This is a genomic window from Providencia sp. 6390, assembly GCF_058148425.1.
This window is the reverse complement of sequence record NZ_JBYVYL010000008.1, coordinates 223,036-244,939: the sequence shown is the minus strand read 5'-3', so window position 1 is coordinate 244,939 and position 21,904 is coordinate 223,036. Positions and strand designations below refer to the sequence as shown.

At 41.7% G+C, this 21,904-nt stretch carries 15 protein-coding genes and 1 pseudogene; 6 read left to right on the top strand and 10 right to left on the bottom strand.

Annotated elements, in window-relative coordinates; all coding sequences use genetic code 11:
* Positions 1 to 107: 107 nt before the first annotated feature.
* The gene (gene oxyR, locus AC3Z9T_RS17070; RefSeq protein ID WP_490127288.1) at positions 108 to 1,013 is read right to left on the bottom strand and encodes a DNA-binding transcriptional regulator OxyR; all 906 of its coding nucleotides are present in this window, start codon (positions 1,011 to 1,013) and stop codon (positions 108 to 110) included.
* 1,121 nt (positions 1,014 to 2,134) lie between these two features.
* Here oxyR and AC3Z9T_RS17065 point away from each other — a divergent pair.
* Positions 2,135 to 2,488 carry a hypothetical protein gene (locus AC3Z9T_RS17065; protein ID WP_490127287.1) on the top strand — a complete coding sequence of 118 codons (354 nt, stop codon included), beginning with the start codon at positions 2,135 to 2,137 and terminating at the stop codon, positions 2,486 to 2,488.
* Positions 2,489 to 2,708: 220 nt separating this feature from the next.
* On the opposite strand, the gene argH is transcribed toward AC3Z9T_RS17065, so the two are convergent.
* The 4 genes from argH to argC all read right to left on the bottom strand — a co-directional run bounded on the left by argH (position 2,709) and on the right by argC (position 7,267).
* The gene (gene argH, locus AC3Z9T_RS17060) at positions 2,709 to 4,085 is read right to left on the bottom strand and encodes an argininosuccinate lyase (RefSeq protein ID WP_490127286.1); all 1,377 of its coding nucleotides are present in this window, start codon (positions 4,083 to 4,085) and stop codon (positions 2,709 to 2,711) included.
* A gap of 72 nt (positions 4,086 to 4,157) precedes the next feature.
* The gene (locus tag AC3Z9T_RS17055; RefSeq protein WP_490127285.1) at positions 4,158 to 5,378 is read right to left on the bottom strand and encodes an argininosuccinate synthase; all 1,221 of its coding nucleotides are present in this window, start codon (positions 5,376 to 5,378) and stop codon (positions 4,158 to 4,160) included.
* 69 nt (positions 5,379 to 5,447) lie between these two features.
* Positions 5,448 to 6,224 (bottom strand): acetylglutamate kinase, encoded by a 777-nt coding sequence (gene argB, locus AC3Z9T_RS17050; RefSeq protein ID WP_490127284.1) that lies wholly within the window; start codon positions 6,222 to 6,224, stop codon positions 5,448 to 5,450.
* Positions 6,225 to 6,262: 38 nt separating this feature from the next.
* Positions 6,263 to 7,267 (bottom strand): N-acetyl-gamma-glutamyl-phosphate reductase, encoded by a 1,005-nt coding sequence (argC, locus tag AC3Z9T_RS17045; protein ID WP_490127283.1) that lies wholly within the window; start codon positions 7,265 to 7,267, stop codon positions 6,263 to 6,265.
* Between the two features lie 102 nt (positions 7,268 to 7,369).
* Here argC and argE point away from each other — a divergent pair, with 102 nt between their 5' ends.
* The 3 genes from argE (at position 7,370) to AC3Z9T_RS17030 (ending at position 11,126) form a co-directional block, all read left to right on the top strand.
* Positions 7,370 to 8,524, top strand: coding sequence for an acetylornithine deacetylase (gene argE / locus AC3Z9T_RS17040; protein ID WP_490127282.1), 1,155 nt, complete (start codon positions 7,370 to 7,372; stop codon positions 8,522 to 8,524).
* 227 nt (positions 8,525 to 8,751) lie between these two features.
* On the top strand, positions 8,752 to 9,636 hold the full coding sequence (gene metF, locus AC3Z9T_RS17035) for a methylenetetrahydrofolate reductase (RefSeq protein ID WP_490127281.1): 885 nt from the start codon (positions 8,752 to 8,754) through the stop codon (positions 9,634 to 9,636).
* A gap of 155 nt (positions 9,637 to 9,791) precedes the next feature.
* Positions 9,792 to 11,126, top strand: a complete 1,335-nt coding sequence (locus AC3Z9T_RS17030) for a hypothetical protein (RefSeq protein ID WP_490127280.1) — start codon at positions 9,792 to 9,794, stop codon at positions 11,124 to 11,126.
* Between the two features lie 155 nt (positions 11,127 to 11,281).
* On the opposite strand, the gene ppc is transcribed toward AC3Z9T_RS17030, so the two are convergent.
* The 3 genes from ppc to metB all read right to left on the bottom strand — a co-directional run bounded on the left by ppc (position 11,282) and on the right by metB (position 17,925).
* On the bottom strand, positions 11,282 to 13,921 hold the full coding sequence (ppc, locus tag AC3Z9T_RS17025; protein WP_490127279.1) for a phosphoenolpyruvate carboxylase: 2,640 nt from the start codon (positions 13,919 to 13,921) through the stop codon (positions 11,282 to 11,284).
* A 390-nt stretch (positions 13,922 to 14,311) separates the two neighbouring features.
* Positions 14,312 to 16,753, bottom strand: coding sequence for a bifunctional aspartate kinase/homoserine dehydrogenase II (locus tag AC3Z9T_RS17020; protein WP_490127278.1), 2,442 nt, complete (start codon positions 16,751 to 16,753; stop codon positions 14,312 to 14,314).
* Positions 16,754 to 16,764: 11 nt separating this feature from the next.
* Positions 16,765 to 17,925, bottom strand: a complete 1,161-nt coding sequence (gene metB, locus AC3Z9T_RS17015) for a cystathionine gamma-synthase (RefSeq protein WP_490127277.1) — start codon at positions 17,923 to 17,925, stop codon at positions 16,765 to 16,767.
* A gap of 314 nt (positions 17,926 to 18,239) precedes the next feature.
* Here metB and metJ point away from each other — a divergent pair, with 314 nt between their 5' ends.
* Entirely contained in the window at positions 18,240 to 18,557 is a 318-nt protein-coding gene (metJ, locus tag AC3Z9T_RS17010) for a met regulon transcriptional regulator MetJ (protein ID WP_490127276.1), read from the top strand.
* 96 nt (positions 18,558 to 18,653) lie between these two features.
* On the opposite strand, the gene rpmE is transcribed toward metJ, so the two are convergent.
* Positions 18,654 to 18,869, bottom strand: coding sequence for a 50S ribosomal protein L31 (gene rpmE / locus AC3Z9T_RS17005; protein ID WP_004265313.1), 216 nt, complete (start codon positions 18,867 to 18,869; stop codon positions 18,654 to 18,656).
* A gap of 218 nt (positions 18,870 to 19,087) precedes the next feature.
* On the opposite strand from rpmE, the gene priA reads away from it, so the two are divergent.
* On the top strand, positions 19,088 to 21,286 hold the full coding sequence (gene priA, locus AC3Z9T_RS17000) for a primosomal protein N' (protein WP_490127275.1): 2,199 nt from the start codon (positions 19,088 to 19,090) through the stop codon (positions 21,284 to 21,286).
* An 83-nt stretch (positions 21,287 to 21,369) separates the two neighbouring features.
* Here priA and AC3Z9T_RS16995 read toward each other — a convergent pair.
* Positions 21,370 to 21,441: pseudogene (locus tag AC3Z9T_RS16995) on the bottom strand (RNA-guided endonuclease InsQ/TnpB family protein); the annotation flags it as partial.
* Positions 21,442 to 21,904: the final 463 nt, after the last annotated feature.

Genomic DNA, 21,904 nt, shown 5'->3' with positions numbered 1-21,904 from the left:
AGTTAGAAGGCCTGTGAGTGAGTCGCAAGGCTCCTACATAAGTAGGTGACTAGTGAGAGCGAGCGTAGTCAACAACACTGCAACTTGAAGTATGACGGGTATGCAAGCTACATTTTTTTCCTGTAATAGCTACTCATCAAATTATAAATAGCTTCAGCTAATTGTTCATAACGACCACGTAAAGGTGAACCAGGGCGGTAAACAAGTACTACTGTACGTTTAGGCTCAGGATGTACGCAATTCAGGTAACATACCCCATCACGACATGTCTCGCTTGGTACCGCTAAGTCAGGCAAAAGTGTAATTCCACTTCCGGCAGCAACCATATTCCTTAATGTTTCTAAGCTAGTCGCGCGGAAATGCGTATCTTCCTTCGCGCCGGCCTGAAAACAAAAGCCCATCGCTTGGTCACGCAGGCAATGCCCATCTTCCAACATCAAGAGTTTCTCACCGGATAATTCGCTCATGTCAATCGTGTCACGATCTCGCCATGAGTGCCCTTCATAAATGGCAAGTTTCATTGGCTCTTCAAATAATGGAACGACAATAAAAGGATCGGTTTCTTTTACTTGCGCCAAAATTGCACAATCAAGTTTACCACTATCTAATTGCGCTAATAGCTGCTGAGTCTGTGCTTCGTGCAGATAAATTTCCAATTTAGGAAACAATTTATGCAGTTCAGGAATAATTAACGGAAGTAAATAAGGCGCAATTGTTGGTATCAAACCAATATGTAAAGGCCCCGACATACTCTCACCTTGTAAAGCAGCCATTTCTTGTAAGACTTTAATCTCTCTTAAAATGGTTCTGGCCTGCTCAACAAGCAATAAACCTTGCTGGGTAAATAAAACTTTGCGGCTAGTCCTTTCTAACAACATGACGCCAAGTTCTTCTTCCAATTTACGTATTTGGCCACTCAATGTTGGTTGACTCACGTGACAAGAGTCAGCTGCACGGCGAAAGTGTTTATGTTCAGCCAATGCCACCAAATATTCCAGATCGCGAATGTTCATTTTGCAGCCCTTACCCTTATTAATATAAATTGCCAATCAGTATAGCAGACTTCTAATGCTTTTAACTATCAATTAGGGTTAAAGTGTTCGAAATTCAATCGTAATTAGTACTTTACACCGACAATAACCCTACTATCTGTATGACATAATGTAACGAATAATGACAAAATATTAAACAAAAAATCGCAAAATGATAAGCATAACGAATTGAAACTATTATTCTTTGTTTATGTTTCTGATGAGCTCACAGTACATTATTCATTCAATAAAGAGTAATATTTATCGCCATATTACGGTGTAAAAACCAGTTAGGGAGAGAAAACCATCGACGTTAAAGGAATAGCGATTTTCTGGAATGCTAAAAGCCTATTGTAGGCACAGCCAAAGAGGAGCGCTATGAGAAGTTCAAAACATATCATAAATCACTTCAATCGATTCGTATTTATTTATCTAATTAATATGCTTTTACGTTATCTACAACTCTTCATGCAAATTGGCATTATAGTGATTCGTTACCTATGACCATCCTACTCAAATCCATAGACAACAGCATATATCACCCGCTAATTTAGTGTTAAATAATGAGATTTATTTGTCATATAATAATTCGAACCATGCAATGAATAAAAGTAAACCAAATAGCCTTAGATCTCAATCAAATGAATATAACTATTTGGTATTATTTTTATTTAATAACAAAACACTCGATGTAACATTTAGATACATCACATCTATTTTATTCATTGTTTTATTAATTTCTATTAAAAAATAAATTCAAAATAGTCATATTTAACCTCATTAAATACCTTAATTAAACAGAACTAAGGGGATTAAATTCAGCAGATAAAGCCGCCAAAAGAGATACCAAAAGCAACATATAACACCGTCACCCGTAAAATAAACTCTATTTTCAGAATTATATATCGACCACTAACTAATGGAGGAGTACTTACGCACGAATAAAATCAATCTTTATTTAATATATTTACTCACATTTGTTTTTTAAAATTAACACTAAAAATGGATTTATATCTATATAATCCACCCACAAAAAATATCTTTAAAATTATTATAGATAAAAAATTAGATTAATCACTACAAATCAGCAACGGAATTTTATAATGAAAAGCTTGTTTTTAAATATGAAAAAAAATATTGTTTTAACATCAATCGCTTTATTATTTGCACCTGCTATCAGCCTTGCCAATACAGAAATAACACAAAAAGAACATAATGGTGTGATCCATTTTACAGGTGCAATTGTCCATCCACCATGCCGTAATGGCGTTGATGATTTACAATTAACAATCAATTGTTTAAATGATAAAGCGGATATGACTCAAAGTACATTAGACCTAAAAAAAATTGCACATTCTTCAAATTGGGTAACCATCAATGATGGTAGAGGTGAATACATCTATAATTGGGTTGACCAAAATAAACAAATGGGTCTTTTAACAATTAAATATATTTAAGCACTATACTCTAAATAATCCAAGTTGCAGGTAGTCGACAAGCGAAAATAGATGGGAAGCATAGATAAACACTGTGACTCGGCGAGCGTAGCATAGTTATTTATACCTCAACGAGAAGCCCGGCAACTTGAAGAGTAACGAGTATAGCGCGATAACCGAGGAATTGGGGGGTAGAATTCGTTACCCCACCGTAACTGATTTATTCAGTTCAAAAACAAAATCACAAACCTAAACGGGTTTTAGCTTCTGTAATTGCTTTTTCGACTTGCAACTTAGAAACACCACCTTTTGCTAAACGCTTATCTAAGCATGATTGCAATGAAAGCATTTCATAAACATCCAATTGGATAGTATCACTGAATTTTTGCAAATCACTCAAAGCCATCTCTTCTAATGCCTTACCTTGAGCAATAGCGGTAACAACTGCTTCACCAACAATATGATGCGCTTCGCGGAATGGAACGCCTTTGGCGACAAGATAATCAGCCAGCTCTGTAGCATTCGCATAGCCTTGTTTTGCCGCTTCTTCACAACGGCCACGACGAATTTGAATACCATCAAGCACTAAGACTGCCATATGCATACAATCTAACCATGTATCCAGTGCATCAAATAGACCCTCTTTATCTTCTTGCATATCTTTATTGTATGCCAATGGCAAACCTTTAAGAGTCATCATCATACCAGTTAATGCACCTTGTACTCGGCCGCATTTACCGCGGATCAACTCTAATGCATCTGGGTTTTTCTTTTGCGGCATCAGTGAAGAGCCTGATGTCACTTTATCTGATAGTTCGACAAAGCCGGCTTCACCGCTGTTAAAGAAAATTAAATCTTCAGCGAAACGAGATAAATGCACCATACCAATGCTTGCATCAGATAATAGTTCAAGAACATGATCCCTATCCGATACCGTATCAAGGCTATTACGTGTAGCAGAAGAGAAACCTAACCAGCCCGCCAATTGCTCACGGTCGACATCATATGCGGTACCAGCTAATGCACCACAACCTAATGGACTCACATCTAAACGCTTCAAAGTATCTTTTAAACGGCTTTCATCACGCGCTAACATTTCGCTGTACGCTAAGCACCAATGCGCAAAAGTGACTGGCTGCGCACGTTGTAAATGCGTATAACCAGGCATTACTGCATCTTGGTTATTTTCTGCTGTAACAACTAATGCTTTTTGCAGCTCTGAAACGGCTTCTAATAACAAAGCAACCTGATCTTTACACCACAATTTCAAGTCTGTTGCCACTTGGTCGTTACGACTACGGCCTGTATGCAGTTTTTTACCTAAATCACCTACTTTATCAATCAGTTTTCCTTCAACCCAACTATGGATATCTTCAGCATCACTTTGCAGAATACTTTCAGGGTTATCTTGAACCTCTTTCAATAATTCGTTCAGTGCTTGCTCTAAAGATTGTTGTTCTGTCGCTGATAACACTCCAACGGTAACCAACGCTTTTGACCATGCAACCGAACCAATAATGTCTTGCTGTGCTAAGCGGTAATCAAAGCGCAATGAATCATTAAATTGTTTAAACCGCTGATCGGCTTCTTGACTAAAACGTCCACCCCAAAGTGCCATAATTGATCCCTATCTGATTGATAAAATAAATGTCGTACCCGACAGCCTACTGCTGCCGGGAAGATACTAAAACTATTTAGCTTTATTCTGTTCTTTCAACGCACGAATGCGTGAAGACAGTGAATATAAACGGATAAAACCACCAGCATGGCTGTGATCATAAACTTCATCTTCACCGAATGTAGCGAACTCTTCTGAATACAGGCTCTTATCTGCTTTCTTCTGAATGGCTGTTACTTGGCCTTTATACAGTTTCAATACCACTTCACCAGTGACATCTTGTGCCAAAGATTCGGCCGCAGCTTGCAGAGAATGGCGTAACGGTGCGAACCAACGACCATCATAAACCACATAAGACATTTCTAGACCCAACTGCTCGCGCCATTTAAAGCTGTCACGGTCCAGAACCAGTTGCTCAATACCACGCAGAGCTGCCATCATGATGGTTCCCCCTGGGGTTTCATAACAGCCACGTGATTTCATACCGACTAAGCGGTTTTCAACGATGTCAATACGGCCCACACCATGCTTAGCACCTAACACGTTCAGAGTCTCGAGGCAGCCAAGTGGCGACAATGCTTTACCATTAACAGCAACTACTTCACCTTGTTTCACACCGACTGTCACTAATTCAGCTTCATCTGGAGCATCTTTTGGATCGACGGTCCACACCCAGCAATCCTGATTAGCCGCATTCCATGTACTTTCTAATACGCCGCCTTCGGTTGAAATATGCCATGCGTTCTCATCACGGCTATAAATTTTTTCAAGGCTTGCTGTTGTTGGGATATTACGCTCTTTCAGATAATCAAGCAGCGCTTCACGAGAACGTAGATCCCACTCACGCCATGGCGCAACCACTTTTAATTGTGGTGCCAAAGCAGTGTATGTGCTTTCAAAACGAACTTGGTCGTTTCCTTTTCCAGTTGCCCCATGAGCAACGGCATCAGCCCCCACTTTCAGAGCAATTTCGACTTGTGCCTTGGCAATGATCGGACGCGCCATTGATGTTCCTAGCAGGTAACTACCTTCGTATAAAGCACCCGTTTTCAATACTGGATAAATATATTCTTTGATAAATTCTTCACGCAGATCCACCACATAACACTCAGATGCGCCTGATTGCAGTGCTTTTTGCTCAACGCCAACCAGATCTTCTCTGTCTTGTCCTACATCAGCAACAAATGCAACCACTTCGCAGTCATCATAGTTTTCTTTTAACCATGGAATAATTGCTGATGTATCTAAACCACCTGAGTACGCTAATACGATTTTTTTGATGCCCTTTTTCATAACTTACCTATCCCGATTCTGCTTAATTAAGAGTTCATTTATCTATATGCGATTTGCAAAGCTAATCCGCTATGATGCTAAAATCCGAGTACCAATGGCAGTACCATTAAATAACGCAGGTAATTGTTCTGCATGGCGCCAACTTGCAATGTCAACTGGGCGCTGTAATGTTGTTGCCGCATCAAGTGCCGCATTCACTTTTACAATCATGCCGTCGGTAATAATGCCTTGTTCAATTAATTTCTGAGCTTTGCCTGTGGTCATTTCATCAATTTTTTGACCTTTACCATCAAGAATGCCGCTGACGTCAGACAAGAGAACTAAATCGGCATCCAATACCTGAGCAATTGCGGTGGCTGCTTGGTCAGCATTGACGTTCATTAATAAGCCATCTGTCGTCACTCCGATGGAACTAATAATCGGTAAATAACCGGCACCTAATAGCAATTGCAGCAATTTTGCATCACCCGGTTTTGCGCTACCAACATGACCAAGCTCATCATTAATTTGGGTTACCACCGCACTTTGCCCATCACCTAATGATAAACCAACGGCTTGCAGCTGATATTTAGTCGCCCACGCCAATAATGTTTTATTCGCAGTTCCTGCCAATGCGCCTGTAATGATGTCAATTTGTTCAGCAGGCGTGACGCGTAAACCTTGCTTTTTAACTACCGGTAATTGCAGTTTTTGCATTAATTCATCAACTAAACAGCCACCACCATGCACAATGACTAATGGTCTTTGATGAGACTGGCGATAAGTTTGCAATGCCGTAAACAACCTCTCTAACGCTTCTTCGCTATCGAGTAATACACCACCCAATTTAATCACTAATGGTTGCATGGGGTTGATCCTTTATAAGTTCATTGACCGTAATGGCACTAAAGTAATGATTGAGTTTCATTAAAACCGAAACGGATATTCATGCATTGCACTGCCTGTGCAGCTGCACCTTTTAATAAGTTGTCTTCTGTTCCCACTAATATCAGATGTTCGCCTTTTAACACCAAACCGATGTCACAAAATGGCGTACCAACCACCGATTTAAGTGCAGGCACACCTTTATCATACAAACGCACCAAAGGCTTACCTTGATAGGCATTTTTGAATACCTGACGAATTTGCTCATCAGTCACCCCTGCTTTCACTTTGCAAGTAATGGTGGCTAAAATACCACGTGCAAAATTGCCTAAATGTGGAGTGAAGATCACTTCACGACCTAAATGAGTGGCTATTTCTGGCTGATGACGATGAGTAAAAATGCCATAAGGCTGTAAACTCACTTCACAAAAACTATTAGTCATTGAAGCTTTGCGCCCCGCGCCTGAAACACCACTAGTTGCGTTGATCACAGGCCACATTTGTTCATCAAGTAATTGAGCTTCAATCAACGGTTTAAGTGCTAGCTGAGAAACGGTTGGATAGCACCCCGGCACAGCAATCAACTGTGCTTGGCGAATTTTATCAGCCTGCCATTCTGCAAGACCGTAAACTGCTTGATCTAACCATTTGCTGTTTGTATGTTCAAAACCATAGTATTGTGGGTAGAAAGCAGCATCTTGAACACGATAAGCACCTGATAGATCAAACACGACACAACCAGCTTCCAAAAATTGAGGGGCGATGTCATGGCTGACTTCATGAGCCGTTGCAAGAAAGACTACGTCAATACCTTGTGCTGCTGCTGCAACATCGGTCAACGGTTGCACTGAAAGATCGATAATACCTTTATACTGGGGATGTAAATCAGAAAAGCATTTACCTGCATCAGCACTTTGCGCTGATACCATCAACCCCTGAAGGTTTATTTCAGGATGACGTTGCAGATAAGCTGCTAATTCCGCTCCAGTATAGCCACTGGCCCCGATAATGAGTGTGTTCAACATATACTTTCTACCTTGTACTCGTGACCCAAACAGTTTAATGTGTATTTTTATTCAAATAAAGTGCATGAATATTGATACTATTATGGATAAAGGCTGTCAACAGTGAATATTAAATTACCTGCATTTATTGAGATTTATCGTCAATTAATTGCCACTCCGTCCATCAGTGCAACTGATGCGCAACTCGATCAGAGCAATAAAGCGCTGGTTGAGTTACTTGGCGGCTGGCTAGAAACCCTCGGATTTACGGTGAATATTCAACCCGTACCGGATACCCGTGATAAATACAACCTACTGGCGTCAATTGGTGAAGGCAGTGGTGGCCTCATGCTGTGCGGTCACACGGATACCGTGCCATTCGATGAAGGCCGTTGGAGCAAAGATCCTTTTGCGCTAACTGAACATGATGGCAAACTGTATGGGTTAGGTACTGCCGACATGAAAGGCTTTTTTGCTTTTATTGTTGATGCGCTGCGTGATATTGATACCCGTAAATTTACTCGTCCGCTGCATATTCTTGCAACTGCTGATGAAGAAACCTCCATGGCAGGAGCTCGTTATTTTGCGGCAAGCACTCAATTGCGTCCTGACTTTGCTATTATTGGTGAACCAACCTCATTGCAGCCAATACGAGCACATAAAGGGCACCTTTCAAATGCCATTCGTATTACGGGTCAATCAGGGCATTCAAGCGACCCCGCACGAGGCGTTAATGCAATTGAGCTAATGCACGAGTCCATTAGCCATCTGATGACACTGCGTAACACATTAAAAGAGCGTTATAACAATCCTGCATTCGTGATCCCCTATCCAACCATGAATTTTGGTCATATTCATGGTGGTGATGCAGCAAACAGAATTTGTGGCTGCTGTGAATTACATATGGATATTCGTCCTTTACCGGGGCTCACTTTGCAAGATCTTGATGAGCTGTTGAATGAAACGCTTGAACCCGTCAAAGCAAAATGGCCCGGTCGTTTAGAAATTGAAGCACTGCACCCACCGATCCCAGGTTATGAATGTCCTACCGACCATAAAATGGTTGCGGTAATTGAGCAGCTTCTCGGTCAAAAAGCAGATACCGTTAACTACTGCACCGAGGCTCCTTTTATTCAGGAGCTTTGCCCTACATTAGTGCTTGGTCCTGGTTCAATTGAGCAAGCCCATCAACCTGATGAGTTTATCGATATGGCATTCATCGAACCCACGCGCCAACTTATTGGTCAGCTTATTGAACACTTTTGTCTGACTGAGTAAAAATCAGATAAGCGCAATAGCATTTTTCTATTGCGCTTCTTCCAACTTGAATTTTTTTCCAATTGCTTCTGAAAAACTCTCACCGTGGCTATTTCATTTAAGTGTTGACTCTGTGCAAATATTCGGTAATCTCTATTTAGACGTCTAAACGTATAGACGCGTAAATGGATATAATAAACTATCGATACAATTACGATTGCAAGACTTAATGTCACGAGAGGCAGGGTATGAGTTTTTTTCACGCAAATCAGCGCGAGGCGCTAAACCAAAATTTGGCAGAGTTAGACGGGCAGATTAATGTCTCCTTTGAATTTTTTCCGCCGCGTACTGAAGAGATGGAACAAACTCTCTGGAAATCGATTGATCGACTGAAAAATCTTAAACCTAAATTTGTCTCTGTCACCTACGGCGCAAATTCAGGTGAACGCGACAGAACCCACAGCATCATTAAAGATATTAAAGAAAAAACGGGTCTAGTCGCCGCTCCGCATTTGACTTGTATTGATGCATCACGCGATGAATTAAAAGAAATCGCCCGTGATTATTGGAATAGTGGTATTCGTCAAATTGTCGCATTACGCGGTGATTTACCTGATAACAGCAGCAAGCCAGATATGTATGCCACTGATTTAGTCGAATTACTGAAATCAGAAGCGGATTTTGATATTTCAGTTGCTGCTTACCCTGAAGTACACCCTGAAGCTAAAAGCGCTCAGGCCGATTTGATTAGCTTGAAAAAGAAAATTGATGCAGGTGCTAACCGCGCTATCACGCAGTTCTTTTTTGACGTTGAAAGTTACTTACGCTTTCGCGACCGTTGTGTCGCAACGGGTATCGATGTGGAAATCGTACCGGGTATTTTGCCTGTTTCAAATTTCCGCCAGCTAGAGCGTTTTGCCAAACTAACTAACGTACGTATCCCATCATGGATGAGCAAAATGTATGAAGGGCTAGATAATGACCCTGAGAGCCGCAATTTAGTCGGCGCATCGATTGCGATGGATATGGTGAAAATTTTAAGCCGTGAAGGTGTGAAGGATTTCCACTTTTATACGCTGAACCGTTCTGAACTGACGTATGCAATTTGCCATACGTTGGGGGTCAGGCCATAAATAATGACAGGCAATGAAGCTGTGTCTTTCGGCTTCATTGCTTTTAGCTAAAAAATTTACACCTTCATTAAATTTAGTCGTTCTATTAAAGAAAATCTTACTCTATTTTTTATACTCGCTTTTACCTGTAGGTAATCGCCTAAGTTGAGATAACAATGAAAATAGAGACTAATTCCCACTCCCACAATGTTAATGCTATCCACCAACCCAATAGCATAGCAACATCTTCATTTCCTTTAGATTCAATGCGACAACGCGATATTGTGATAATTAATCCTTACCTTGGTGGCCAAGGAGATCACTTTCTAGCCAATAAAATTGCAAACATTGCCTTAAATGAAGGCTGCCGAGTATCAATCGTTTCTATCAATGCTGAGGATACAACACAACAGCAATGTCGTAATCTATCACGACAAAATGATGAGTTGCATCATCTGAGCCAACTAAAAGATCCTATTTTTATCGTTGCTCCCGTTAGCCTTCTACCATCTGAAAAACTCCAAGAAAATATCAATCAGCTATGTGAAACACATCATTTTGCTAAACAAAAAATTATGTTGATTGAAGAAATGGATATTTCCCCCGTTGAAGATAAAGTAGATGAATGCTACGACAAATTGAAGACAGCTGGATTTAATAAAGTGACTGCACACCATTTAGGTATAGGACTTGGTATTGGATACCTAGCAACTGACCAACAGCAAATTAGAGATATCAAAAATCGATTTGAATATGAATTAACTAATCTAATAGATAGCTATAATTCGTCATTAGCAAAAGATCACAACTACCATTTAGGCTACATTAGCTCTGATGCCGCTATTTTCGGTACTCAAGTTTTTATTGCTAACACACTGGTCGAAACTCAGCATGATAATAAAGATACTCACTATATTATGGTGCTTCGCAAACTTAATGACCAAGTAAAAGAAGATATTCCTTCCAACCTAATGAAAGTTCTAACTAAAACAAAAAGTGAAAATCACGACTATCCATCCTTGTTTTCAAAAGTCACACTCTACTTTGCTGATCCCCTACATGGCCATTTAGAAAAAGCTATCGAGTTCACGGGAACAGGGCAACGTCATGTAACTGTCGCGATAACCCAATCACTCCCTAAAAATATATTTGATGATTTCATGCAGTTAGCCCACTCAGGCATGATGAGTGGCGATCAATCGCTAAGTGAATTTATTTCCTTGAAAGGGACTATTCCTTACTATGATATGCAGCCTTGGAAGCAGGGTGTAGCAAAAGGGCTAAAAAATGTTTGGAGAGAAAGTGAACGGGCAAGTATGGCTGACCATAAAATTATTGGCTTAAATAGGATGGGAACCCCAATTTATAAATTCCTGCCAAATAAAAACCAACCTGAGCTTTCACCTAAACAAATTGCCAGAAAAGCCGAGGTAGAGGAGGAGCTACATTCTATGCAGGCTAATCAATATATTAGCCAATTTATTACTTCTGATACAAAGAAGTCATATTGAAACCTAAATATACTCAAAGTAAACAGATCCAAACTGTCATTATCAATTGGATATGTTTACCGTGAACATGTCACAACATCCGATATACCGTGACATGTCACATTTTTATCTATCAATTCAACAAGCGCATTCATCGAGTTGATAGAAAATAGTTTCTAGCCTGTATTACGCATACCCGCTGCGACGCCTGCAATGGTCACCATCAGCGCTTGCTCAACACGCGGATCTGGTTTGTCTTGTTGGCGAGAACGGTGTAATAACTCTGCCTGTAAAACGTTTAATGGGTCCGTATAAACATTACGTAATGCAATTGATTCGGCAATCCATGGCAGATCTGCCATCAACGCTTCATCTTTTGATACTGCTAATACGCTTTTGATATCTTCCGAAAGTTGTTCACGCAGTTTCAAGCCCAGAGGCCAAAGGCGCTCTTCGACCAAGCGATGGTCATAGTACTCAGCTAACCATAAGTCCGCTTTTGCATACACCATTTCTAACATGGCAATGCGTGTATTAAAGAAAGGCCATTGTTGCCACATTTCATCCAATACAGATTGTTTACCTTCTTGCTCGATCACATGCTTCAATGCGGCACCCGCACCTAGCCATGCAGGTAGCATTAAGCGGTTTTGAGTCCATGCAAAAATCCATGGAATAGCACGTAAGGTCTCAACTCCACCATTTGGACGACGTTTTGCTGGGCGTGAACCCAATGGTAATTTACCTAATTCAAGTTCCGGTGTTGCCGCTCTAAAATACGGTACGAAGTCAGGCTGTTCGCGTACGTAGTCACGGTACATTGCGCAAGAAACATCAGATAGAGAATCCATGACAGATTTCCACTCTTGTTTCGGCTCTGGAGGTGGCAACAAGTTCGCTTCTAGAATGGCGCTTGCGTATAACGCTAAGCTACTGATTGCAACTTGCGGTAAACCAAACTTGAAGCGGATCATCTCACCTTGTTCTGTGACACGTAAACCACCCCGCAAACTGCCTGGCGGTTGAGACAGTAACGCGGAATGAGCAGGTGCGCCACCTCGACCAATGGTGCCGCCTCGACCATGAAAAAGTGTCAATGTGACACCTTCTTTATCACATAATTTAATTAAGGCATCCTGTGCACGGTATTGCGCCCAAGAAGCGGCCATCACCCCTGCATCTTTTGCGGAGTCAGAATAGCCAATCATCACCATTTGGCGATCATCAATCAACTCACGGTACCATTCGATACTCAGTAATTTTTTCATCACGCTTTCAGCGTTATTTAAGTCTTCAAGCGTTTCAAACAGTGGTGCAACAGGTAAACGAACCGACGCGCCGGCTTCTTTAAGCAAGAGCTTAACCGCGAGCACATCAGAAGGCACTTTTGCCATGGAAATCACATATGCCGCAACTGAATCATTCTTAGATTCAGCAATCACACGGCAAGTTTCGAATACTTCCTCCGTTTCGGCACTTGGCTGCCAACAACGAGGGATCAGTGGGCGACGTGATTGTAACTCGGTTAATAAAAAGTCTTGCTTCTCTTCTTCAGACCAAGCTGCATAATCACCTAAGCCTAAATACTGCGTTAATTCAGACAGTGCTTCTGTGTGACGCGTACTTTCTTGGCGAACATCGATGCGAACTAACTGTAAACCAAAACTACGGATACGACGTAATGTATCCAGTAACTGTCCATTGGCAATAATGCTCATCCCACATGCCATTAACGATTGGTAGCAGGCGTATAGCGGATCCCATAACTGTGCATTATCAGTTAGCAAATCAGCTGGTGGCAGTACTTGCTCACCTTTTACTCGACGTTCTAAATATTCTAATGTAGAGAATAGTTGTCCACGTAAGTTTTTGGCAATTTGACGATAAGGCTCATCAACATCATCTCCACCAGCGAGTGCGCGTAGTGCTGGAGTCGCTTCAGTCATCGACAGCTCAGAGACTAAAACTTGAATGTCTTTCAAAAATAAATCTGCTGCTTTCCAACGACTGAGCAGTAATACATGACGTGTGACTTCTGAAGTCACATTTGGGTTGCCATCACGGTCTCCGCCCATCCAAGAAGTAAAACGAATTGGGTTTGCCTCAACAGGTAACACAGTACCAATCGACTCTTCAAGCTGTTCGTTAAATTCACGTAGGAATGCAGGTACAGCTTCCCATAATGAGTTTTCTACAACAGCAAAGCCCCATTTTGCTTCATCAATTGGTGTTGGGCGAATTTTACGAATTTCATCTGTATGCCATGATTGAGCGACTAGTTGACGTAAGCGGCGCATGATGTTGTTGCGTTCGTAATCCGCCAGATCATCATGATCGAGTTGTGATAAACAAGTGTTCACTTCAACCAATTTATGGATCAAGGTGCGGCGTGCGATTTCTGTTGGATGAGCCGTCAAAACCAGTTCGATTGACAGCTGGTTAACCGCTTTATCAATATCGCCATCGGTAAAACTTTTATCTTTTAAGCGACTAAAGAGATTTTTAAGTGCAACAGGGTTACTCGCTGCTTCACCATGTGGGGAGATGCTGTGATATTGCTCAGCAACGTTAGTCAGGTTTAAAAACTGGTTAAATGCCCTCGCAACCGGTAGTAGTTCGTCATTAGAGAGGTTTTGTAATGTCATTAACAGTTTTTGACGCTGTACTTCATTACCTGCACGAGATGATTTTGACAATTTACGGATGGATTCCACTTTATCGAGGATGTCCTCACCTAAAGCTTCCTTGATTGTGTCGCCGAGTAGCTTACCCAGCATACTGACATTACTGCGCATTGCGGAATATTGCTGATTCATGAGACTCCTGACCTTGTGCTTCTGGCAGAATGCGCTCCGTTCTAGGTTGATTGACGGTTAACAACTGCAGTCCAATTTCCTGTAATTAAATTTCAGCTAGCTGCGCTGGAGTTGTAGTTTTGTGATGCAGCCACCAAATTTTACCCTTGCCTCTATATAGATATCAGAAAAAAAGCAATTTGGGGGATTTTTCTGAAATTTAATTACAGCAATATTTTTATTAGTTTTTCTTATTTACGTATTGTTTCAGCGCAATATATTGTCGATTCAGCACTTTTAAGACATGAATATTGCTTAAGAATTAAATCATCAGAACAAAAAGGCAAAAAATCAGGAAGGGATCATTGAGTAAAGGTAGGCATTAAACATCATGCCTACCTTAAAAGTCGGTTAGAGCAACTGAGAAAGACGATTGAGGTCTGATTGGATAGCGCCAGCAGTCACATCACGACCAGCACCGGGACCACGGATCACTAATGGATTATCGCGATACCAACGGCTCTCGATCGCAAAAACATTATCGCCTGGTAGTAATGAAGACAGAGGATGATCGGGTTTAACCGCTTCTACCCCAACGCGAGCACGCCCTTTAACCGCATCGAACCGCGCAACATAACGCAACACCATACCCATTTCTTGAGCAGCCTCTAAACGCTGCTGCATCTGTTCATTAATGACAGCGCTATTTTCAAAAAACTCATCCAATGAACCTGTTTCTGCTTGTGGCGGAACCAGTGACTCAACGCGAACATCCGTAGGCTCAATTTCATAACCCGCTTCGCGCGCTAAAATAATTAATTTACGCATTACATCTTGGCCAGAGAGATCGATACGTGGATCAGGCTCTGTCAAGCCTTGTTGCCATGCTTGCTCAACTAACTCACTGAATGGTACTGAACCATCAAATTGTAAAAAGAGCCATGATAAAGTACCTGAAAAAATACCACTGATGGCTAAAATCGAATCGCCACTCTCTTTAAGATCACGTACAGTATGGTTAATCGGTAAACCCGCCCCAACAGTGGCGTTATATAGCCAATGGCGGCCAGTTTTACTGAATGCATCACGAATGTGGCGATACTGTTGTGTTTCCGCTGCCCCAGCAATTTTATTGGCGCTGATGACATGGAAACCATAACTGGCAAAATCAATGTAGCTGTTAGCCAACTCTTCACTAGCAGTCACATCAAGCACGACTAAATCATCATATGGGTGCGCACGCATCCATAAAAATAGGTTGTCGTCTTCATGTTCTATTGCATCATCATCGAAAAATGCTAAGGCGCGACTAGGATCAATACCTTGATAGTTAAGCAAGCTACGACGACTATCCACAACACCGGCAAGGACAAAGTCAAAGTCACTACGTGCTGAGATATTAGGTTGTTCAGCTGCAAACAGTTCTAACCAACGAGCACCTATATTGCCTTTACCAAATAATACGAGTCCAATACGTTTTTCTGCTCGGAACAAGCTTTGATGCATTCCTTGAATTAAATGTTCAGTCTGATTGGAACGCAGTACCGCCACTAAACTGATCCCCTCTTCCGAGTGCCAAATAAATTCAACGGGCTGTTCTTTCAATTCTTCGTAGAAACGGTGGCTATGCAATGGGTTTTTACATACCCCAGCACCCACTAATGCCACCAGTGAAAAACCTTCGCGTAGTGATAATGTTCCCGGAAGCGCCGCTTCCTCTAAAATATTTAAAGCACTTTCAACAAGTTCTGAGGTATAACAAAACTGCAGTAAGTTTCGATCAGGGTGAATGCCATGTGCCAATGGACGCAACTGAGTACGTTTCAATAATAAATCAATGTCTTTATATATCTGATTAAAATCACGCCCTTGTGCAATTCTCAGCTCAATTAAACACACGTCATCATGGCTAGTCACTATTTTAGCACCAGAGCCTGATGCTAAAACTCGCTCAATCTTTGTTGAGCCTTGCTCAGGTTGATAACTGCATCTTAGTTGCAGATCAATATTGCTGACTGAAACGGGTTGTAATGTCCGTGTATGAAGTACTGGCGCAGCTAAACGAGCAAGCTCACTTGCTTCATCTAAACGCAATAAAGGCAATAAACACGCATCTTTAATTTTACGTGGGTCAGCACTATAAACACCGGCAACATCACTCCAAATAGTGACTTTTGCGGCGTCAGCCAATGCACCGACTTGAGTGGCTGAATAGTCACTGCCATTGCGACCTAACAAAACGGTTTCACCCGCCTGATTACGTGAAATAAACCCTGTAACAACAAGACGATGTTTAGGGTACTGCACTAAAATTTGTTGTAATAAATTGCGTGACTGCGGTTCATCAACCTGTGGCTGTGCTGCTCTCTCTGCACGTAAAAACGTCCGTGCATCCAGCCATGCACTTTGCATACCTGATTCTTGCAACACCTCAGACATTAAGCGAGCTGACCATATTTCACCATGACCAACCACTTCAGCGTAAGAAGCATCATTAATAGGCTGATCCAGCAGAGCGCTTAAACGTTCTAGATCTTCCACAAATAAACGGTTTAGCCTATTAGCCTTTTCTTCAGGCAATAGCTCATTGATGAGATCTTGCTGGTAACGACGTAAGTATTGCTGAACTTGATGAGCAGAAATACGGTCACTCTGACTTAGTTTCAACCAATTAATTAACTGGTTTGTTGTACTACCCGCAGCTGAAACCACCATTAAGTCACCTGATTGGCTATAGTTAGCCATAATATTGGCGACCCGCTGATAACATTTCGCATCAGCTAAACTACTCCCCCCAAATTTATGTAACTGGCGGTGACATGGATCCGCCTCAACTGCTGTCAGTACACTCATCAAATACTCCGCTAACGTTGTGCTGCTACTTGAAATGCATTTTCTAAATCTGCGATAAGATCTTGGCTATCCTCGATCCCGACAGAAATCCGCAATAAACTGTCCGTAATACCTGCCGCAGCTCTTGCTTCTGCTGACATACCTGCATGCGTCATCGTCGCAGTATGTGATATGAGGGTTTCAACGCCCCCCAATGATTCTGCTAGTGTAAACAGTGTTAGTGAACTTAAAAAGCAACGTAACTGTGATTCATTGCCATTAAATTCGAAACTTAACATCGCACCAAAACCTTTTTGCTGTTTCACAGCGACTTCATGACCCGCATGATCGACTAATGCAGGATAATATAATTTCTTCACTAACGGCTGAGTTTTAAGATAATTTACTATCTCTTGTGCATTACTTTGTTGCTGTTTTATTCGTGGTGATAATGTTCTGATACCCCTAAGCAACAAATAGCTGTCAAAAGCACCGCCCGTTACACCAATATTATTTGCCCACCATGCTAATTCTATTGCCCATTTTTCCTCTTTGGCAATAACAGCACCTGCAATAATATCTGAATGTCCATTAAGATATTTTGTACATGAATGCACAACAAAATCAGCACCTAATGCAATGGGTTGTTGCAACACAGGGCTTAAAAAAGTGTTATCCACGATCACTAGAGCCCCAGCATCGTGAGCCAATTTTGTAATTGTTTCAATATCATAAATAGTTAGCAGTGGGTTACTTGGCGTTTCAATCAATACTAATTTAGGTTTTTTATCTAACGCTGAAAGGAGTTGTTCTCGGTTATTTTGATCAACAAACTGTACTTGATAGGCACCGCGCTGATGTTGACTATTAAACAAACGATAACTTCCACCATAGCAATCGTGAGGAGCAACTAACAAATCTCCTGGTTGTAAAAAAACAGTGCATAAAAGATGTAGCGCGGACATACCACTATTTGTCATCACTGCTCCGCTACCGCCTTCCAGCTGTGCAAGTGTTTTTTGCACAATATCGCGCCCAGGGTTACCTCGACGTGAATAATCATGAGCACGAGGCTCATTAAAATCAGTAAAATTATAAGTACTTGACAAGTATATGGGTGGAACAACGCAGCCAAACTGCGAATCTTCGTTTAACCCATTATGAATGGCGATAGTCGACTGTTTGAGGCTCATAAACGCTTCTCCTGATAGACGGTAAGCCAAATAATACTCACTGGAAGTATGGACGTCAACATATCTAGACGGCTAAACTTCTTTACGTTTATACCAAGTAGTGGAATAATCATCCTTAATGATTATGCGTAAATTGATTGCAATTTACGCAAAATATATCAACTCATTAATTTCAAAAAGAAATTTTGATATTCTATGTTGTATATATTTTAACTTATATGTCAGTTGAAAATCCTAGACCATGAATCTTTTGTGGTTTGAAAGATAACTGATGTATTATTTTTTATTATTAATGAAAATAACCAAGGTAACTCATGGCTGAATGGAACGGTGAATATGTCAGTCCGTATGCTGAGCATGGCAAAAAAAGTGAGCAAGTAAAAAAAATTACAGTATCGATCCCATTAAAGGTACTGAAAATTTTAACTGATGAGCGTACCCGCAGGCAAATCAATAACTTGCGTCATGCAACCAACAGTGAACTACTGTGCGAAGCTTTCTTGCACGCCTTCACTGGCCAGCCGCTGCCAAATGATGATGATTTACGTAAAGAACGTAATGATGAAATCCCAGAGGTAGCTAAAGAGATCATGCGCGAGCTCGGCATTGACCCTGAAACTTGGGAATATTAATTCCAGAAAGCAAAAAACCCGCTCATCAGAACGGGTTTTTTGTTATAAGACATTGGGCTAAGCCCAATGCTTACCTTCAACTTTTCACAGGTTTGATTACTTCTTAGAGCCTGGGATGCTGAAACGTTGGTTAAAGCGATCAACACGACCACCAGTAGCAACGTCACGCTGTTTACCAGTATAGAACGGGTGGCAGTTACCACAAACGTCTAGGTTCAGTGAGTGACCTGCAGTTGAATTGATTTTCATAACATTACCGCAAGAACAAGTTGCAGTAACTTCTTCGTATTTAGGGTGAATACCTTTTTTCATGGGAGAACCTCTATTAAGGCCGTGTCGCCATTCCAGCCCTAACGCCGGACACCACACGTCGTGTTGATTAAGAATGTTTTATTGGCAAAATTAGATACCAAAGGCGGCGGATCATACAGAAAATCTGTTTATCACGCAATGAAAACTACGCAGTTTTTATGATATTCTAACTGGACAATCTTACTATTATCGCACAAAAACTAGACGGAATACCAGACATGATCGTCGTTCAGGTGGCTTTACCTGTTCCTTTAAACCGCGCATTTGATTATCGCTTAGCTGACAACATGCCGATCCCGCCGATCGGGGGTCGTGTTATGGTGCCTTTTGGCAAACGACAAGCTCTTGGTGTTGTTATCAACCATAGCCATACGAGCGAGCTACCTGAAGAGCAGCTGAAATCTGTTGAACTTGTGCTTGATAATGAAGCCCTATTCCCCGACGACCTATGGCAATTGTTGCTATGGTCATCACAGTATTACCACTATCCTATTGGCGAAGTCCTGTTTCACGCTTTACCTATTTTATTACGTCAAGGCAAAGCGGCTGAGTTTTCACCTATTTGGCAATGGCAAGTCACCCCACTGGGAGAAAGTGCTGATCTCAATGAGCTCAAACGTTCACCAAAACAGCAACAAGCCCTTGCTTTACTACGCCGTCGACCTATTTATCGCCACCAAGTCAATGAGCTTGAATTAAGCGAAAGCGCACTACAATCACTAAAAAAGAAAGATTACATCGATCTACACCCTGTTCAACCAACAGCAGAAAAGTGGCAATCCCAATTTTCTGTCAGCGGAGAACGCTTACGCCTTAATAGCGAGCAGGCTACCGCCGTAGGCGCGATCCGCGCCGAAGATGATAATTTTTCACCTTGGCTACTTGCCGGTATCACAGGCTCTGGTAAAACAGAAGTTTACCTGAGCGTATTGGAAAATATTTTAGCTCAAGGCAAACAGGCTCTAGTTTTAGTACCTGAAATAGGCTTAACACCACAAACTATTAGCCGCTTTCGCGAACGCTTCAACGCCCCTGTTGATGTACTGCACTCAGGGCTAAATGACAGTGAACGTCTTGCCGTATGGTTACGTGCGAAACAAGGTACTAATGCGATTGTTATCGGTACCCGCTCCGCACTGTTCACCCCATTTTCCCGTTTGGGTATTATCATTATCGATGAGGAACACGATAGTTCCTACAAACAACAGGATGGTTGGCGTTACCATGCGCGCGACCTCGCAGTTTTCCGTGCAAAAAAAGAAAACATTCCTATTATTATGGGAACGGCTACGCCTTCTTTAGAAACACTGTTTAATGTTCAGCAAAAGAAATATCGTCAGCTGAACTTAACATTACGAGCAGGTAACGCACGTCCAGCAACCCAGCATCTTATCGACCTCAAAGGCCAACCACTCAAGTTTGGTTTATCGCATTTATTGGTTAAACATATTCAAGACCATTTGGCACAAAACAATCAGGTGATATTGTTTTTAAACCGTCGCGGCTATTCACCCGCACTGATTTGCCATGAATGTGGCTGGATAGCAGAATGTCAACGCTGCGATCACTACTATACTTTGCACCAAAACTTCCATCAGCTACGTTGCCACCATTGTGATAGCCAACGCCCAGTACCGCGTCAATGCCCACATTGTGGCTCCACACACCTTGTACCTGTAGGTATGGGAACTGAGCAGCTAGAAGAAGGGATCACTGAATTATTCCCTGACGTCCCTGTAACACGCATTGATCGTGATACCACGAGCCGTAAAGGTGAGTTAGAGCAGCATTTAAATGAGGTCCATGCAGGTGGCGCACGTATTTTGATTGGAACACAAATGCTAGCTAAAGGGCACCATTTTCCAGATGTGACCTTAGTTGCCCTATTGGATGTAGACGGCGCACTGTTTTCAAGTGATTTTAGGGCTGCTGAACGTTTTGCACAGCTTTATGTACAAGTTTCTGGGCGAGCGGGTCGCGCTGGTAAACAAGGCGAAGTATTTTTACAAACTCATCACCCAGAGCACCCATTATTACAGACACTATTAGAAAGTGGTTATGATGCATTCACCAAAGAAGCGATGGAAGAACGCCGTGTTGCCATGCTGCCGCCGTTTTCTAGCCATATACTGATCCGTTCAGAAGATCACAACAACCAAGACGCAAGACAGTTTCTACAAAAAGTACGCCATTATATTTCTGAACATCCACAAAGCGATCCTCGTTTATGGATTTTAGGCCCTGCCCCAGCAATCCAAGCTAAACGCGGTGGTCGTTTTCGTTGGCAGCTATTACTACAACACCCCTCTCGTGGTTACTTACAACAATTTGCAGCACGACTTCTACCTGAGCTACAAAGTCAGCCAGAAAGCCGCAAAGTGAAGTGGAATATTGATGTCGACCCTACTGATGGTTAGTTTCCTATATCAGTAAAATTCGTCTAGATTAGATCCAACCACGGTGACTGCTCTTCGCCATAAACGACGAAGCTTCCCACTTCTCAGGCCGCTACCGTCTGTACAACGGGTTTACGCTGGCCTCCATGGGCAGAGACGACGAGTCCCGCCGCCTGTCATTACTGTACCCGTATATTATCATAATGAAAGGCTATTTCATTAAGCCCAATACATGGATCTTTAGTGGAGTTTATCTGAAAAAGACACCGTGTCAGTCTGTCGATCGTCTATTTCATTGTGCAACAAAGTCCCGCAGAAACGCTTTGACGATGCTTCTTTAAAGCCCTCTGGGCTTTTTGCCTTATATCTCCGCCCGCATTGGCCGAAGGTTTACGGCAGATTTTGCTAATAACTCACCTTTATATAGCCAAATATTTGCCATTAAATGATGGTAAAAACAGCGGCCTTATTAATTATTTTCAATATTTGCGAAGCAGCTCTAAAAAATGACGCAAGTCACAGTTTTTATGTAAACTAGGTAACAGATATTATTATTAAACCAATTAGAATAACTCATAACTTGATGCGATGACGTCTTTACGCCATTCAAAAAAAGCAATCGATTAACTAACGTAAGGA

What these genes read in the sequence shown, in the direction of transcription:
- oxyR (WP_490127288.1), bottom strand. Translation starts at nt 1,013, where the DNA reads ATGAACATTCGCGATCTGGAATATTTGGTGGCATTGGCTGAACATAAA.
- AC3Z9T_RS17065 (WP_490127287.1), top strand. Translation starts at nt 2,135, where the DNA reads ATGAAAAGCTTGTTTTTAAATATGAAAAAAAATATTGTTTTAACATCA.
- argH (WP_490127286.1), bottom strand. Translation starts at nt 4,085, where the DNA reads ATGGCACTTTGGGGTGGACGTTTTAGTCAAGAAGCCGATCAGCGGTTT.
- AC3Z9T_RS17055 (WP_490127285.1), bottom strand. Translation starts at nt 5,378, where the DNA reads ATGAAAAAGGGCATCAAAAAAATCGTATTAGCGTACTCAGGTGGTTTA.
- argB (WP_490127284.1), bottom strand. Translation starts at nt 6,224, where the DNA reads ATGCAACCATTAGTGATTAAATTGGGTGGTGTATTACTCGATAGCGAA.
- argC (WP_490127283.1), bottom strand. Translation starts at nt 7,267, where the DNA reads ATGTTGAACACACTCATTATCGGGGCCAGTGGCTATACTGGAGCGGAA.
- metF (WP_490127281.1), top strand. Translation starts at nt 8,752, where the DNA reads ATGAGTTTTTTTCACGCAAATCAGCGCGAGGCGCTAAACCAAAATTTG.
- AC3Z9T_RS17030 (WP_490127280.1), top strand. Translation starts at nt 9,792, where the DNA reads ATGAAAATAGAGACTAATTCCCACTCCCACAATGTTAATGCTATCCAC.
- ppc (WP_490127279.1), bottom strand. Translation starts at nt 13,921, where the DNA reads ATGAATCAGCAATATTCCGCAATGCGCAGTAATGTCAGTATGCTGGGT.
- AC3Z9T_RS17020 (WP_490127278.1), bottom strand. Translation starts at nt 16,753, where the DNA reads ATGAGTGTACTGACAGCAGTTGAGGCGGATCCATGTCACCGCCAGTTA.
- metB (WP_490127277.1), bottom strand. Translation starts at nt 17,925, where the DNA reads ATGAGCCTCAAACAGTCGACTATCGCCATTCATAATGGGTTAAACGAA.
- metJ (WP_490127276.1), top strand. Translation starts at nt 18,240, where the DNA reads ATGGCTGAATGGAACGGTGAATATGTCAGTCCGTATGCTGAGCATGGC.
- rpmE (WP_004265313.1), bottom strand. Translation starts at nt 18,869, where the DNA reads ATGAAAAAAGGTATTCACCCTAAATACGAAGAAGTTACTGCAACTTGT.
- priA (WP_490127275.1), top strand. Translation starts at nt 19,088, where the DNA reads ATGATCGTCGTTCAGGTGGCTTTACCTGTTCCTTTAAACCGCGCATTT.